This is a genomic window from Pseudomonas flexibilis (assembly GCF_000806415.1).
In the GTDB taxonomy this organism is placed as follows: Bacteria; Pseudomonadota; Gammaproteobacteria; order Pseudomonadales; family Pseudomonadaceae; genus Serpens; species Serpens flexibilis.
In genome coordinates, this window is sequence record NZ_JTAK01000005.1 from 107,770 (window position 1) to 121,135 (window position 13,366).

A 13,366-nucleotide genomic window follows, 5' to 3' on the forward strand; every position below is an offset into this window, starting at 1 on the left:
CTATGATCCCTCAGCGGCTGGCCGGGCACCAGCGGCCCGGCGGCCCTTCGTCACAACGGGCCTGCCTGTGGCACCTTGAGTCGCATCCCCTGCACGTCCCACCAGACCGGCAACAGGCGGCGCACCGCGGGCAGGGCGAAACGATCATCCAGCAGATGGAGCGTGCCGCTGTCCTCCGGAGTGCGTATCACCCGGCCCGCCGCCTGCACCACTTTCTGCAGACCCGGATACAGGTAGGTGTAGTCGTAGCCGCGGCCGAACATCGCCTGCATGCGCTGCTTCATCTGCTCGTTGACCGGATTGATCTGCGGCAGGCCGAGGGTGGCGATGAAGGCGCCGATCAGCCGGTCGCCGGGCAGGTCGATGCCTTCGCCGAACACGCCGCCCAGCACCGCGAAACCGATGCCGCGTCCGCCGAGGCGGAACTGCTCGAGAAAGCGTTGCCGCTCGGCTTCGTCCATCTGCCGCGACTGCACCCACACCGGCACGTCGGGATGCCCAGCCTGGAACTGATCGAGCACCTGCTGCAGATAGGCGTAGCTGCTGAAGAACGCCAGGTAGTTGCCGGGCCGCTCGGCAAATTGGCGGGCCAGCAAATCGCTGATCGGCTGCAGCGATTCGGCGCGGTGTTGGTAGCGGGTGGACAGATCGCGGGTGACCCGCACCTGCAACTGCTCGGCGCGAAATGGCGAGGCCACGTTCAGCCAGGGCGTCTCCTCGGGCAGGCCCAGCAGGTCGGCGTAGAAGCTGGCCGGGCCGAGGGTGGCCGAAAACAGTGTGCAGCTGTGGGCGGCGCGAAAGCGTTCGGCCAGGAAATACGCCGGCACCACATTGCGCAGGCACAGTACCGAGGTGGACTGACGCGCGCTGTCTTCCTCGCGGGTGATGTCGAACAGCGAATGCTCGCCGAAGGCCTCGCCCAGTTGGCAGAACACCAGGGCATCCAGGTAGAAGCGCAGCAGCTCGGCGTCGTTGCCGGTGGGCTGGTCGGTCAGGTGATCGGTGATGGCGCCGACCGCCTTCTGCAGGGCGAGCAGAAACAGGTCCGGCGCGGCGGGATACACCTGATAGGGCACTTCCTGGTCGCGGTGCAGCTGGTTCCAGTGGCGGTTGACGCGCTCCAGTGCCGATTTCAGACCCGCCGGGGCGCTGCGCCGAAGGGCGCGGAAGGCGCGCTGGTCCAGCTCGGCGCTGTACATGGCACGCCCGCGCTCGATCAGGTTGTGGGCCTCGTCCACCAGCAGCGTCACGCGCCAGTCGTTGAGCACCGTCAGGCTGTAGAGCAGTGCGCTGAGATCGAAGAAGTAGTTGTAGTCGCCGACCACCACGTCGGCCCAGCGGGCCATTTCCTGGGCGAGGTAGTAGGGACAGATCTGGTGGTCCAGGGCGATCTCGCGCAGGCTGTCCTGATCAAGCCAGCCGCGCTCGGCGGCCGCCTGGAGTGCGGTCGGCAGCCGATCGTAGAACCCCCTGGCCAGGGGGCAGGACTCCCCGTGGCAGGCCTTGTCGCGATGTTCGCAGGCCTTGTCGCGGGCGGTCAGTTCCAGCACACGCAACGGCTGGGCAGCCGGCTGTTCGCGCAACGTGGTCAGGGCTTCCAGCGCCAGGTGCCGGCCGGTGGTCTTGGCGGTGAGGAAGAACAGCCGGTCCAGCTGCTGCCCGGGAAAGGCCTTCAGTTGCGGGAAGATCGTGCCCAGGGTCTTGCCGATGCCGGTGGTGGCCTGCGCCATCAGGCAGCGACCGTCACGGGCGGCGCGATACACCGCCTCGGCCAGTTCGCGCTGCCCAGTGCGAAAGGCTGGATGGGGGAAACGCAGCTGCTCCAGCCCGCTGTCGCGGGCGCGGCGGTGCGCGACCTCCTGCTCGGCCCAGGTGATGAAACGCTCGCACAGGGTTTCGAAGAAGCTGCGTAGTGCGTCGGCCGGGAAGGTCTCCCGGAACACCGTCTCCTTCTTGCTCAGCACGTTGTAATACACCACCGCCAGCTCGATGGTTTCCAGTTCGCGCTCCCGGCACAGCAGCCAGCCGTAGACTCTCGCCTGCGCCCAATGCAGCTGGCGATGGTTGTCGGGGATGCGCTCCACCGCGCCGCGATGGGTCTTGATCTCCTCCAGCAGGTTCTGCGCCGGGTCGTAGCCGTCAGCGCGGCCGCTCACGGTCAGCATGCGGTACTCGCCGCTCAGGCGGTACTCGGCCAGGTACTCGGCGCCGCGCCGCGCCACCACTGCCTGGTGTCCGGCGATGCCTTCCTGGGCGGTAGGCGAGGGGGTGAAACGCAGGTCCAGGTCGCCAACCTTGGCGGCGAACTCGCACAGCGCGCGCACCGCGACCCGGTAGCTCACGCGGTTGCCCATTGCACGTAGCAGACTTCCACCGGCATGCCGTGCTCGGCGCAGAAGGCCAGCCAGCGGCGCTGGTTGTCCTGCAGACGATCGCCCGGGCCTTTCACCTCGATCATTCGGTAGCGACCCTCGGCCGGCCAGAACTGGATCAGGTCCGGCATGCCGGCGCGGTTGGCGCGCAGGTCGTCAAGCAGGCGCAGGCACCAGGCCTTGATGTGCGCGGCAGGAATACAGCGCAGCGCCAGGTCCAGCAGGGTTTCGTCCAGCGCGCCCCAGTGCACGAATGGCGACTGGATACCCTGCTTGGCGGCGTACACCTGGCGCAGATGCGACCGGTACGCGCCGTCGTCCAGACGCTGCAGGCAGCGCGCGAACACCTCGGTGCGCCGGCTGCGGAAGTCCGCGCTGTACAGATCGGTTGGTCCGCTGTGGAAGGGGTGGAAGAACGCGCCCGGCACGGGCGCGAAGATCGCCTCCCAGCACAGCAGGCCGAACAGGCTGCAGACCAGGCTGTTCTCCACGTAATGCACCGGCGCATCCGCCGTTGAGAGGTGCCGGGCCACGGCCAGCTCGACGCACTCCCCGCGGGCGGGCAGGGTCAGATCCAGGCGGGCGACCGGTGTTTCGACGGGGCGCACCCGCTTGCCCAGACCGAGCTGGCGGTCCAGGCGCGCCAGGGCGCGTTCGATCAGTTGCAGCTCGGCCTGGTTCTCCGGATCGCGCTGCGCTTCCAGCGCCAGGGCATGCGCCTCCGTCGGGCGGTTCAGGCGTTCCAGTACGCGCACGCGGCGCTGACGGGCGTCGGGATAGCGGCATTCGCCATACAGCTCGAGGGCGTGCTCCAGCTCGGCGTCGCGTTCCAGCTGCTGGGCGATCCGGAACAACACCTTGTCGCGCCGGCGTGCCAGGTAGGGGTTCTGGCAGTCCAGGCCGCGCAGGGCCGCCAGCACCTCCTGGAGTGGCTGGCCGGCTTCCCAATCGTCCCGGCAGCACTGGATGGCCAGGTAGGTGTCCAGGTCCTCGCGATGGCGGAATCCGCGCGATTCGGGACCGATCTCCACGCATTCGTAGCGAAAGATGCCCAGATCCGCAAGCACGAACTCGGACCAGTCCTGGCGCAGGTTGCCGAAGAACATCAGGCGCAGCCGTTCGCACAGCGCACCGACGGTCAGGCTGTAGAGCGGGTCGTCCAGCGCCGGGCACCACTCGGTGAAGGGGCGGGGCGCGGGATGCTGCGCGGCCAGCAGATCGAGCAGTTCGTTCTTCTTCAGGCGCCCATGGGGGCGTGCGGCGGGCAGGTGGCGGGCCAGTTCGTCCTTGCGCAACTGTTCGAACAGCTCGGCCAGGCTCAGCCCGGCGCGGGTGTCCAGCCAGCCGCTGTCCAGCAACGGTGCGGCGGCCTCCCGGGGGCAGCCGATTTCCGGGTAGGTGAGCTTGCTGGCGCGAAAATGCGGCCCCTTGCGCATGATCATGCGCACCAGCAGAGCCTGCGAGGCTTGGGCAAGGCCGCTGAAGCGCTCGATGAAGGCGCGCTCGGCGTCGTCCAGCAGGTCGGCAGAGCGCTCGACCAGCCAGTCCAGGCCCTTGTGGAAGTTGCTCAGGTAATACAGCTCGGGAGGCATGGTGTGCGGGGAGACTGTTTTTTTATACAGTACGCGAGCCGCCATCCGTGCGGCAAGGTGCGCCGGACGGGAAGCACGGGCCTTTGCGGCATGATCGATGTCAATGGAACGGCGGATAGGCGCTTGGTCGCCTATCCGGCACCGGGTTTTCGCCCGTAGGATTTTTTGCGAAGGCCCACAACACGAGCCCACAAGGAGCGTACCGATGTTTCCCGAATACCGTGACCTGATCAGCCGCCTGAAGAATGACGATGCGCACTTCTCCCGGCTCTTCGACGAGCACAACGAACTGGACCAGCGCATCAAGAACATGGAAGCGCACATCGAACCGGGCACCCCGGCCGAGATCGAGAACCTCAAGAAGGAGAAGCTGCGCCTGAAGGACCAGATGCATGTGGTGCTGAAGAAGGCTGCAACGGCCTGAGCGTACCTGCCGCCTTGCGGATGACCGCAGGGCGGCTCGGGGAATCGAATGTCGCCCCGCGTCCTCGAACCCTGCACAGGTCCTTTGAGGGGAGGTGCAGGATGAGACGATCCGGAGTTCTGGCCCAGCGCGATCCCGGCGACAATCAGATCGACTTTCCCGGCACGCCCGAACAGCAAGTGCCGCGCCGCGAGCCCGGCATCGAGCAGGTGCCGGACAACGAACGTGAAGAGGACGATGTCGGCGTCGATCCCGACCTGGGCGATCTCGACAACGGCCAGGCACCGGCGCGTGAAGAGCGCTGAACGGTGTCCTGCCGGCCGATATGACGATAGGCTCTGATCCCCATCTACCGGAGGAGACTCGGATGCACTACCGTCCACTCGGCAAGACGTCGCTGCAGGTCAGCAGCCTGGCACTGGGCACCATGACCTGGGGCGAGCAGAACAGCGAAGCCGAGGCATTCGAACAGATCCGCCGCGCCCAGGCGGCGGGCATCAATCTCATCGACACCGCCGAGATGTACCCGGTGCCGCCCAGTGCCGCGACCTATGGCGCCACCGAGACCATCATTGGCCATTACCTGCGCCGGCACGGCGGGCGGGGCGACTGGATCATCGCCAGCAAGGCCGCCGCGCCCGGCAATGGCATGGCCCACATCCGCGGCGGCACCAACCACTTCGATCGCGCCAACCTGACCCGTGCCGTCGAGGAGAGCCTGCGGCGCCTGCAGACCGATTACATCGATCTCTACCAGTTGCACTGGCCGGATCGGCAGACCAACTTCTTCGGCCAGCTGGGCTACCGGCACGATCCGGATGCGCACATCACGCCCATCGAGGACAGCCTCGAAGTGCTCGATGAACTGGCGAGAAGCGGCAAGATTCGCCATATCGGCCTGTCCAACGAGACGCCATGGGGGGTGCACCGGTTTCTGCACCTGGCCGAAACCCGCGGTTGGCCGCGTATCGTGTCGATCCAGAACCCGTACAACCTGCTCAACCGCAGCTTCGAGATCGGCCTGGCGGAAATGGCCATCCGCGAACAGGTCGGCCTGTTGGCCTATTCGCCGCTGGCGTTCGGACTGCTGTCGGGCAAGTACGAGAACGGCGCGCAGCCGCCGAAGGCGCGGTTGACGCTCTACGCGCGCTTCCAGCGCTACAACAATCCGCAGGCGCGGCGGGCAGCCAGCGCCTATGTCGCCCTGGCGCGCGAACACGGCCTCGATCCGGCGCAGATGGCACTGGCCTACGTGAGCAGCCGCCCGTTCCTGACCAGCAACATCATCGGCGCTACCACCCTGGAGCAGCTGGACAGCAACCTGGCCAGCCTGGAACTCACCCTGAGCGATACCGTGCTGCTGGCCATCGAACAGCTGCATGCCGAGCAGCCCAACCCGGCGCCCTGAAGCGATCGGGCGCAGCTGGCCCGCGGCTGCGCTCCGGTTCCCTCCGCACTGCCGTCCGGGTGCGTCATCCGGTCCCAGGACTAAATCCACACAGGGGTAAGGGCTTTAATCTCGCCTTAATCCCCCTGCCACAGACTCGTGGCCAGGGACAGGATGCCCGCTGATCCGAATTCGCGAGAGTGAACCGATGTTGAGTGTGAATGCGGGCCCTCTGGCCCTGGGCATGTCTCAGTTCCTGCTGATCGTCAGCTTCATCCTTGCCCTGCTGGTGGGCTGGTGGAGCGGCCGGCGATCCGCCTGCAACCCCGAACCGCAGTTGTTTCGCCTGCTGCTGGTCGGCCTGCTGGTCGCTCGGGTGTCCTTCGTCGTGCGGTATTTCGACCTGTATCGCGAGTCCCCCTGGAGCATGCTGGACCTGCGCGACGGCGGCTTCCTGGCCGTTCCCGGCCTGCTGGCCGGCCTGGCCCTGGGTCTCTGGCAGGCCTGGCGGGGCGCCCGGCTGCGCCGGCCGCTGGGCCTGGGCCTGCTGGCAGGCGTGCTGTTCTGGAGCAGCGGCCACCTGATTCTCCAGGCCCTGGAGCGTTCCAGCCGCTTGCCGGTTCAGGCGCTGGTCGACCTGAACGGACGTCCGGTGCAGCTTGCCGACTACCGCGGCCGGCCATTGGTCATCAACCTGTGGGCGACCTGGTGTCCACCCTGCCGGCGCGAGATGCCGGTGCTTGCCGAGGCCCAGCAGCGAGAGCCCGGCGTGACCTTTCTGTTCGTCAACCAGGGCGAGGGCGCGCGCACGGTGCGCGACTACCTGACCAGCCAGGGCCTGTGGCTGGACAACGTGCTGCTGGACAGCGGTAGTCGACTGGGCGCCCAGGTCGGCTCGGGGATGCTGCCCACCACCCTGTTCTACGACGCCGAGGGGCAGCAGCGGGGCAGTCACCTGGGTGAGCTGTCACGCGCAAGTCTCGCGCACGCGCTGCAACGGATCGCCCCGGATCAGTCGACTGTGCCCAAACGCCCATGAACACGCGGGACCACGCCTGGCGTGGCCCGGAATGCTTTGAGTAGTGCCTGCGAGGAAACGCCATGAGCAAATCTGATGAAACGCCTTCGACCGGCCGGCGCGGCCTGCTCAAGGACCTGCTGGGCCTGAGTGCCGCCGCCACGCTGCTGCCCCTGGCCGGCGCCGCCCAGGCCGGGATCGGCGACCAGCCGCCCCGGCGTCCGGGCATCGAGGGCAAGCGTTACGGCATGCTGGTCGACCTGCGCAAATGCATCGGCTGCCAGGCCTGCACGGTGAGCTGCTCGGTGGAGAACCTGCCGCCGATCGGCCAGTTCCGCACCACGGTGCTGCAGTACGAGGTCACCGAGACCCCGGACGCGCCCTCGGCGCTGATCAACCTGCCGCGCCTGTGCAACCACTGCGACGAGCCGCCGTGCGTACCGGTCTGCCCGGTGCAGGCCACCTTCCAGCGCACCGACGGCATCGTGCTGGTCGACAACGAACGCTGCGTGGGCTGCGGCTACTGCGTGCAGGCCTGCCCGTACGACGCTCGCTTCATCAACCACGAGACGCAGACCGCCGACAAGTGCACCTTCTGCGAGCACCGCCTGGAGGCCGGGCTGCTGCCGGCCTGCGTGGAAAGCTGTGTGGGCGGCGCGCGAGTGATCGGCGATCTGAACGATCCGCAGAGCGAGATTTCCCGCCGTATGGATGCCCACAAGGACGAGATCCGCGTTCTCAAGCCGGGCATGAACACCGACCCGCACGTGTACTACATCGGCCTACCCGAGGCCTTCGTCAACGAAGTGGACGGCCAGGCGGGTATCCGTCTGATCGCCAAGCACTGAGGAAGTCGCCATGCAGATCGTCGAGCTTCTGACTCCTGACTACGAAGCCGCCTGGTTGCCCTGGGCGGTGCAGTACTTCTTCTTCATCGGCATCGCCGCCACCACGGCGCTCACTGCAGCGGCCCTGGCCTTCGGCAAGCCCGGCTCGCCGTCGGCGCGCCTGCTGCCGGCAGCCGTGGTGGTGCTGCTGGTCACCGCCATCGCCGCGCCGGTCTCGTTGCTGGCCGACCTGCACCAGCCGGGGCGCTTCTGGCACTTCTACGCGCATTTCACACCCTGGTCGTGGATGTCCATCGGAGCCTACCTGCTGCCGCTGTTCGTCATGCTGGCCCTGGGTTTCTGCCTGCTCTGGTGGCTGCGCCGCGAGCGCCTGCTGCGCCTGACCGGCCTGGCCATGGCGCTGCTGGCGGTGAGCATCCTGGTGTACACCGGCGCCGAGGTGATGGTGGTGCGCGCCCGGCCGCTGTGGAACACGCTGCTGCTGCCGTGGAACTTCGCCGTCACCGGCTGGTTGGCCGCGCTGGGCGCCATGCTGCTGGTCGGCCGCTGGCTGCCGGGCGGTCTGGGTGCCATGCCGATGGAGCTGCTGCGTCGCCTGGGCATCAGCGCGCTGGTGCTGGTGGTGCTCGGCGTGCTGGTCTGGGTGGCTACCGGCAGCCTGGGGCTGGATCCCTCGTTCCCGGCGGCGCTGCGCCTGTTCGAGGATTTCCCGGTGTGGCGCCTGAGCCTGCTCGGCGCGGTGCTGAGTGGTGTGCTGATGCTGGTCATGCTGGCCCGGCCCGCGGCTCGCCTGGGCGGCGCGGGTTACTCGCTGCTGGTGGCGCTGGTCATGCTCGGCTCGGCGTGGGTGTTCCGCTGGGTGGTGTTCATGAGCGTGCAGGGCGTACCCAAGTACGGTGCGGGCCTTTACCTGTACAGCATGCCGCTGGGCGGCGACGGGTTGCTGGGCATCCTCGGCATGTTCGGGCTGTGCCTGGCACTGCTGGTCGCCGTGGTGTTCGTGCTGGAACGTTTTCCGTCTTTCAACCCGGCCCGGGCCGGTCACTGATCAGGAGTCGATGACATGACCGACAAGACCAAGCAACAGGACACGCTCGAAGATGCCGGCCGGCGCAAGCTGATGGCCCAGGGCGCCGCCGTAGCGGGCGGCCTGGCGGTGTTTGCCGCCGGCTACAGCGAAACCGTCGGCCGGGCGGTGACCGGGTTGGTGCACGGCACCGCCGGCACGCCGACCGCCGACGCCGTGCGCGGCAATTCGCTGACCCCGGAATTTCGCATCGATCCGCTGAGCGGTGCGCTGTCCACTCAGCCCGGCCAGACGGTCAGCCCGTCGGTGTGCCTGGGTTGCTGGACCCAGTGCGGCATCCGCGTGCGGGTGGACAACGAGGCCAACCGCATCCTGCGCGTGGCCGGCAACCCCTACCACCCGTTGGCCACCACCCAGCCGGCGGACATGCGCACGCCGGTGCGCGATGTGTACAGCGCGCTGGGCGGCGATGCCGGCATTGAAGGCCGCGCTACCGCCTGCGGCCGCGGCGCGGCGATGTTCGAGCAACTCACCAGCCCCTATCGCGTCCTGCAGCCGCTCAAGCGCGTTGGCAAGCGCGGCGAGGGCAAGTGGCAGACGATTTCCTTCGAGCAACTGGTCGAGGAAATCTGCGAGGGTGGCGACCTGTTCGGCGAAGGCCATGTGGACGGGCTGCGCGCCATCTTTGACCGGGAGACCCTGATCGACCCGGCCAACCCGGAATACGGCCCGCTGACCAACCAGCTGCTGTTCACCGATGCCGGCAACGAAGGCCGCACGCCGTTCGTGCGCCGCTTTACCCAGCAATCCTTCGGCAGCGTGAACTTCTCCAACCACGGTTCCTACTGCGGTCAGACGCATCGCGTGGGCACCGCCGCCGCGCTCGGCGACCTGCCGGGCATGCCCCACGGCAAGCCGGACTGGGACAACGCCCGCTTCGGCCTGTTCATCGGCACCGCGCCGGCCCAGGCCGGCAACCCGTTCCAGCGTCAGGGCCGGCAGCTGGCCGAGGCGCGCACCCGCACCGACAAGCCGGTGTTCGAGTACGTGGTGGTCTCGCCGACCCTGCCGGCCACCTCCAACGTGCTCAGCGACGGCAGCGAGTGGCTGGCGGTCAAGCCGGCCGGCGACCTGGCGCTGGTGATGGGCATGATTCGCTGGATCCTCGACAACCGCCGCTACGACGCCGGCATGCTGGCCCAGCCCGGGCCGGCGGCTATGCAGGCGGCGGGCGAAGCGTCCTGGAGCAACGCCACCCACCTGTTGGTGGATGAGCCCGAACACCCGCGCTTCGGCACCTTCCTGCGGGGTGCCGACCTGGGCTGGAGCGATGCCGAAGCCTATGTGGTGCAGCGCGCCGACGGCGAGCTGGCTGCGCACACCCAGGCCGAACCGGCCGAGCTGTTCGTGGAGCGCATGGTGACCCTGGATGGCCAGCCGGTGCGGGTCAGCACCGCGCTGAGCCGCTTGCGCGCCGAAGCGCGGCGCATGGGGCTGGAGGAGTACGCCCGCGAATCCGGCGTGTCGGTGGAGAAGATCACCGCGCTGGCCGAGCGCTTCACGCGCTACGGCAAGCAGGCGGTGGCCAACTCCCACGGCGGCACCATGAGCGGCGCCGGTTTCTACACCGCCTATGCCGTCGGCATGCTCAACACCCTGATCGGCAACCTCAACGTCAAGGGCGGCCTGGTGGTCGACGCCGGCCAGTTCCCGCCGTTCGGCCCGGGGCCGCGTTACAACATCGGCGGCTTCGCCGGCAAGGTGGACCCCAAGGGCGTGGCGCTGTCGCGCCACCGCTTCCCCTACGAGAAGAGCAGCGAATACCGCCGCAAGAAGGAAGCGGGCCAGTCGCCGTATCCGGCCAGCGCGCCCTGGTATCCGGCGGTCGGCGGGCTGAGTTCGGAGATGATCGCCGCCGCCCTGGACGGCTACCCGTACCGCGCCAAGGTGTGGATCAACCACATGGGCAACCAGGTGTACGGCATCGCCGGCTGGCGGCACGTCATCGAGGAGCGCCTGCGCGACCCGAAGTTGATTCCGCTGAGCATCGCGGTCAACCCGTTCATCAACGAAACCAGCGCGCTGTCCGACTACATCGTGCCGGACACCCTCACCTACGAGAGCTGGGGCGTCTCGGCACCCTGGAACGGCGTGGTGGCCAAGGCCTCCAGTGTGCGCTGGCCGGTGGTCGAGCCGCGGGTGGCGAAGACGGCCGAGGGCGAGCCGATCAGCCTGGAGAGTTTCCTGATCGCCACCGCCAAGCGCCTCGGCATGCCGGGCTTCGGCACCGGGGCGATCCGCGACGCCGAAGGCAACCGCTACGACCTGAACAGCGCCGCCGACTTCTACCTGCGCGGCTTCGCCAACATCGCCTACGCGGGCGGCCAGGCGGTGCCGGAAGCCAGCGACGACGACCTGTCGCTGACCGGCGTGCAACGCTTCGCCGAGCATCTGCAGCGTAACCTCAAGCCCGAGGAATGGCGTCGCGTGGCGCTGCTGATGAGCCGGGGCGGTCGCTTCGCGCGCATCGAGGAGGCCTGGAACGACAAGGGCCAGTTGCGCCAGGGCTACGCCAAGCCGCAGCAGGTCTGGTATGAGGACCTGGCCAACATGCGCCACTCGCTGACCGGCGAGCGCTACAGCGGCTGCCCGACCTGGTACCCGGTACGCATGGCCGACGGCCGCCCGATGCGGGAGCTGTATGGCGAAGACCAGTGGCCGATGCTGATGATCTCCTTCAAGTCGCACCTGATGAGTGCCTACTCAATCGGTGCCGACCGGCTGCGCCAGGTGCACCCGCACAATCCTGTGTACCTGCACCGCGACGATGCGGCACGCCTGGGGATTGGCCATGGCGACACGGTGCGCCTGGTGACGCCGGGTGGCGCGCGGGAAGGGGTGGCGCTGGTGCGCGACGGGCTGATGCCCGGCACTATCGCCGTGGAGCATGGCTACGGCCACACCGAGCTGGGCGCACGTGCCCATCAGGTGGATGGCCTGCCGATGCCGCACAACCCGGCCCTGGGTGCGGGTGTGAACCTCAACGACCTGGGCTTCGCCGACCCGACGCGTGCGGACCGCAATGTGTGGATCGACTGGGTCTCCGGGGCGGCGGTGCGCCAGGGCCTGCCGGCGCGCATCGAGCGCGCGTGATCCAGGTCGCGCCGCCCGGCTCACGGGCGGCGCTCAGCGCATCAGCGCACCCTCGGCGTCGGCGTCCAGTTTCAGGCCCTCGACGCCGATCTCCTCCTCCAGGGCCAGCAGGTAATGCCGCAGAGCTCGGCGCGTGGCCTGTTCGCGCAGGTTGTGGCGCACCCGCTCGGCCACCTGTTCATAGGGCAGTGGGCGTTCTTCCTGGCGTTCGTCGACGGCGATCAGGTGCCAACCGTAGCGCGAGGCCAGCGGTCGCTCGTGCAGGCCGAGCGGCAAATGCCGCAGGGCGCGGTCCAGCTCGGGCACGGTTTGGCCGGGCGCCAGCCAGCCGAGTTCGCCGCCATCCGCCTTCGATGGACAGACCGAATGGCGCAAGGCCAGTTCGGTGAAGCGTTCTGGCGCTTCGTTCAACTGCCGCAGCAGTTTCTGGCCGAGGCGGTACTGCCGGTCCCGGGCCCGGGCATCGTCCGGCGCCGCCGCCAGCAGGATGTGGCGCACCCGCAGGCGCAGGGGTTCGGCGAAGCGAGAGCGGTTGTGCTCGAAGAAACGCCGGCAGGCGGCCTCGTCCGGCTCGGGCACCTGCAGCTCGCGTTCCAGCAGGGCTGCCAGGGTGTGATCGTCATCAGCAGCCTGCAACGGCAGGCCCAGCGCTGTGGCGCGCTGGCGCAGCAGTTCGCGCACCACCAGCGCGCGCGCTGCCTGCAGTTGCGCCTCGGCCAGCGTGGCGGCCGGATGGAACGGCGTTTCCCGGGCGATGTCCGCCTCGTCGAAGGTCACCGCGCCAACGCGGATCACCGGAGCAGGCACGTCCGCTAGCGTCTGAACGTCGATCAGTTCCATCGCCAGCCTCCGTCAGCCGCGCTTGCGCACGATCTGGTAGTTGCGCCCCAGATAGCCCAGCGGAATGCTCCAGATGTGCACCAGGCGGGTGAAGGGAAACAGGAAAATGATGGTCAGACCGACGAAGATGTGCACCTTGTAGATCCAGGAGACCTCTTCCAGGTAGTTCGCCGCATTGCCATTGAAGAACACGATGGCCTGCGCCCAGGACGCCAGGGTCAGCATCACGTCGCCCTCCAGGTGGCCGAGGGAGAAGATGATGGTGACCATGCCCAGGGCCGCCTGGAACACGATCAGCGCGAGAATCAGGTTATCCATGAAGCCCGAGGTGGCCTTGACCCTGGGGTTGAAGAAGCGCCGGTACAGCAGCATGGCGCCGCCAATCACCACCATGGCCCCGGCGATGCCGCCGATGATGATGGCCAGGAGTTGCTTGTGGCCGGCACTGAGGAAGGGCTCGTACATCCAGTGCGGCGTGAGCATGCCGAACAGGTGGCCGAAGAAGATGACCAGCATGCCGACGTGGAACAGATTGCTGGCCAGGCGCATGTTCTTTTTCGAGAGGATCTGGCTGGAATGCGCCTTCCAGGTGTACTGCCCGTGATCGAAGCGCAGCAGGCTGCCGACCAGGAACACGGTGCCGGCCAGGTAGGGGTAGTAGCCATAGATCAGGTGCTGCAGGTATTCGAAGAACATGGGGGCTCT

Annotated in this window: 11 protein-coding genes; 7 read left to right on the forward strand and 4 right to left on the reverse strand. The window is 67.8% G+C overall.

Annotation, left to right across the window (positions count from 1 at the left end; genetic code table 11):
* Window positions 1-50: 50 nt before the first annotated feature.
* The gene (locus PT85_RS12780; protein ID WP_039607024.1) at window positions 51-2,342 is read right to left on the reverse strand and encodes an ATP-dependent DNA helicase; all 2,292 of its coding nucleotides are present in this window, start codon (window positions 2,340-2,342) and stop codon (window positions 51-53) included.
* Complete coding sequence (locus PT85_RS12785) at window positions 2,339-3,964, reverse strand: VRR-NUC domain-containing protein (RefSeq protein WP_039606851.1); 1,626 nt, start codon at window positions 3,962-3,964, stop codon at window positions 2,339-2,341. Before PT85_RS12785 ends, PT85_RS12780 begins: the two co-directional genes overlap by 4 nt.
* Window positions 3,965-4,169: 205 nt before the next feature.
* On the opposite strand from PT85_RS12785, the gene PT85_RS12790 reads away from it, so the two are divergent.
* The 7 genes from PT85_RS12790 to PT85_RS12820 all read left to right on the forward strand — a co-directional run bounded on the left by PT85_RS12790 (window position 4,170) and on the right by PT85_RS12820 (window position 11,821).
* A complete protein-coding gene (locus PT85_RS12790) occupies window positions 4,170-4,388 on the forward strand; it encodes a YdcH family protein (RefSeq protein WP_027589951.1) in 219 nt (72 codons plus the stop codon).
* A 101-nt stretch (window positions 4,389-4,489) separates the two neighbouring features.
* Complete coding sequence (locus tag PT85_RS12795; protein ID WP_027589952.1) at window positions 4,490-4,693, forward strand: hypothetical protein; 204 nt, start codon at window positions 4,490-4,492, stop codon at window positions 4,691-4,693.
* Between the two features lie 62 nt (window positions 4,694-4,755).
* The gene (locus PT85_RS12800; protein WP_039606852.1) at window positions 4,756-5,796 is read left to right on the forward strand and encodes an NADP(H)-dependent aldo-keto reductase; all 1,041 of its coding nucleotides are present in this window, start codon (window positions 4,756-4,758) and stop codon (window positions 5,794-5,796) included.
* A 187-nt stretch (window positions 5,797-5,983) separates the two neighbouring features.
* On the forward strand, window positions 5,984-6,814 hold the full coding sequence (locus PT85_RS12805; RefSeq protein ID WP_039606853.1) for a TlpA family protein disulfide reductase: 831 nt from the start codon (window positions 5,984-5,986) through the stop codon (window positions 6,812-6,814).
* A 62-nt stretch (window positions 6,815-6,876) separates the two neighbouring features.
* The gene (gene dsrO / locus PT85_RS12810; protein WP_039560305.1) at window positions 6,877-7,641 is read left to right on the forward strand and encodes a sulfate reduction electron transfer complex DsrMKJOP subunit DsrO; all 765 of its coding nucleotides are present in this window, start codon (window positions 6,877-6,879) and stop codon (window positions 7,639-7,641) included.
* 10 nt (window positions 7,642-7,651) lie between these two features.
* A complete protein-coding gene (gene nrfD / locus PT85_RS12815; protein ID WP_011914709.1) occupies window positions 7,652-8,689 on the forward strand; it encodes an NrfD/PsrC family molybdoenzyme membrane anchor subunit in 1,038 nt (345 codons plus the stop codon).
* A 15-nt stretch (window positions 8,690-8,704) separates the two neighbouring features.
* On the forward strand, window positions 8,705-11,821 hold the full coding sequence (locus tag PT85_RS12820; protein ID WP_039606854.1) for a tetrathionate reductase subunit A: 3,117 nt from the start codon (window positions 8,705-8,707) through the stop codon (window positions 11,819-11,821).
* A gap of 33 nt (window positions 11,822-11,854) precedes the next feature.
* Here the strand turns inward: PT85_RS12820 and PT85_RS12825 are convergent, their stop codons facing one another.
* Window positions 11,855-12,661 (reverse strand): peptidylprolyl isomerase, encoded by an 807-nt coding sequence (locus tag PT85_RS12825; protein ID WP_039606855.1) that lies wholly within the window; start codon window positions 12,659-12,661, stop codon window positions 11,855-11,857.
* 12 nt (window positions 12,662-12,673) lie between these two features.
* Complete coding sequence (gene narI, locus PT85_RS12830; RefSeq protein ID WP_027591210.1) at window positions 12,674-13,357, reverse strand: respiratory nitrate reductase subunit gamma; 684 nt, start codon at window positions 13,355-13,357, stop codon at window positions 12,674-12,676.
* Window positions 13,358-13,366 lie beyond the last annotated feature (9 nt).

Excerpts from the sequence above, each read along its gene's own strand:
- PT85_RS12785 (WP_039606851.1), bottom strand. The coding sequence starts at position 3,964 with ATGCCTCCCGAGCTGTATTACCTGAGCAACTTCCACAAGGGCCTGGAC.
- PT85_RS12790 (WP_027589951.1), top strand. The coding sequence starts at position 4,170 with ATGTTTCCCGAATACCGTGACCTGATCAGCCGCCTGAAGAATGACGAT.
- PT85_RS12795 (WP_027589952.1), top strand. The coding sequence starts at position 4,490 with ATGAGACGATCCGGAGTTCTGGCCCAGCGCGATCCCGGCGACAATCAG.
- PT85_RS12800 (WP_039606852.1), top strand. The coding sequence starts at position 4,756 with ATGCACTACCGTCCACTCGGCAAGACGTCGCTGCAGGTCAGCAGCCTG.
- PT85_RS12805 (WP_039606853.1), top strand. The coding sequence starts at position 5,984 with ATGTTGAGTGTGAATGCGGGCCCTCTGGCCCTGGGCATGTCTCAGTTC.
- dsrO (WP_039560305.1), top strand. The coding sequence starts at position 6,877 with ATGAGCAAATCTGATGAAACGCCTTCGACCGGCCGGCGCGGCCTGCTC.
- nrfD (WP_011914709.1), top strand. The coding sequence starts at position 7,652 with ATGCAGATCGTCGAGCTTCTGACTCCTGACTACGAAGCCGCCTGGTTG.
- PT85_RS12820 (WP_039606854.1), top strand. The coding sequence starts at position 8,705 with ATGACCGACAAGACCAAGCAACAGGACACGCTCGAAGATGCCGGCCGG.
- PT85_RS12825 (WP_039606855.1), bottom strand. The coding sequence starts at position 12,661 with ATGGAACTGATCGACGTTCAGACGCTAGCGGACGTGCCTGCTCCGGTG.
- narI (WP_027591210.1), bottom strand. The coding sequence starts at position 13,357 with ATGTTCTTCGAATACCTGCAGCACCTGATCTATGGCTACTACCCCTAC.